At 67.1% G+C, this 1,443-nt stretch carries 2 protein-coding genes and 1 pseudogene; all 3 read left to right on the top strand.

The genetic code is table 11. The features are described 5' to 3' along the window. The coding region (locus A5622_RS28560; RefSeq protein WP_156749150.1) for a DUF732 domain-containing protein at nucleotides 1-151 on the top strand (151 nt) is incomplete at its 5' end. 178 nt (nucleotides 152-329) lie between these two features. Beyond that, entirely contained in the window at nucleotides 330-1,022 is a 693-nt protein-coding gene (locus A5622_RS21215; RefSeq protein ID WP_066881032.1) for a hypothetical protein, read from the top strand. 299 nt (nucleotides 1,023-1,321) lie between these two features. Next, a pseudogene (locus A5622_RS29340) lies at nucleotides 1,322-1,443 on the top strand (regulator); the annotation flags it as partial.

Raw genomic sequence — 1,443 nt, 5'->3', positions numbered from 1 at the left:
GGTCTGCACCGAACTCGCCGCCGGCCAGACGCCGACCGCGGTCACCGTCGACATCTTCCGGCACACCAGCCTGACGCCGCCGCAGGCGGCCCACGTGGTCTTGGCGGCCACCCAGGCCTATTGCCCGCAATTCTCCGGTCAGCCCGCCTAAGCGAATAACGAGCCGCGATGGGGGATTTCGAAACTCGGAATCCCCCGTAGGCCGTGGGAGCCGACGCCCCGCACGGCTCCAAGGATTTGTAAAGAAGTCCAACAGGCGCACGTTCGAAGCTCTTCTCAACACCCGCCCAGCCCCGACCCACGCGGCCAGAGACGAGAAGAGGCACACCATGACGACCGCCAACATCACCAAGACCCTGACCCTCGCGGTGGCCGCCGGCGCGGTCGCGCTCGGTGTGGCGGCCCCGGCCGGTGCCGCAGCGTCCCAACTCACCTACGGCGACCCGACCGCCGCCGCCCAATTCTGGCGCCAGCAGCAGTACGACGACTGCGTGCTGATGTCGAGTGCCGATGTCATCGGCGAGATCACCGGCGTGGCGCCCTCGGAGCACGACATCATCGCCAAGGCCCAATCGACGCCCAGCATCGCGCATCCCGGCTCGATCTACACCAAGCCCGCCGCCACCGGCAACCCGGAATCCGGAATGGGCGCGAACACCGCGGACATTCCCGAGTTGCTCGCCCAGTACAAGATCGGCGCCGTCCTCAGCGACAAGGACGACGCCGCGCAAACCGGCACCCCGGCCGGAATGGCCGCTCTCGAGCGGGCGCTCGGCGGCGGTCACAAGGTGATCGTCAGCCTCAACGCCGAGCTGATCTGGCACCAGCCCGTCGAAGACAAGGGCAAGGACGGCCGCCCGGAGTCCAACCACGCCGTGGTGGTGACCGGCGTCGACACCGTCGCCGGCAGCGTCCACCTCAACGACAGCGGCACACCCGAAGGCCGCAACGAGCAAATCCCGATCAAGCTGTTCGTCGAGTCCTGGGACACCAGCAACGAGTTGATGGTCGTCACCACCTAGTCGCCGCCGGGGATTCGGTTCACGCGGCGCGCAACCGAGCGGAGCGCGTTTCGCGTGGCCGATATGTGACGGCGGTGCAATTCAATTCGTGCGACGTACCCACTATCGCCCTGGGTGCGAACACATTTCAGCCCCCGGCCCCGGGTGCGGCGCCGCGCTGGGGCCATGGTTGGGACGACATGCCGTCCGAGCTCGACGGTTTCTCGTGATTCGTAACGAATCCGCCCGCTTGGCGTCACAATCACAATGGTGAGCTCAGGGCATCCGACGCCGCGGACGCGGAAAGGCTGGTAGGCGGGATGGCGGACAAGCGTCTCGAATTCGGTCTGCTCGGACCGTTGGAGATGAGCGTCGACGGCACCCTGGTGCCGCTGGGCACACCCAAACAGCGGGCGGTGCTGGCGATGCTGCTGATGAACCG

The organism is Mycobacterium sp. 1245801.1 (assembly GCF_001673055.1).
Classification (GTDB): Bacteria; Actinomycetota; Actinomycetes; order Mycobacteriales; family Mycobacteriaceae; genus Mycobacterium; species Mycobacterium europaeum_A.
The sequence above is the reverse complement of the archived record's forward strand: the minus strand, read 5'-3'. Positions and strand labels throughout refer to the sequence as shown.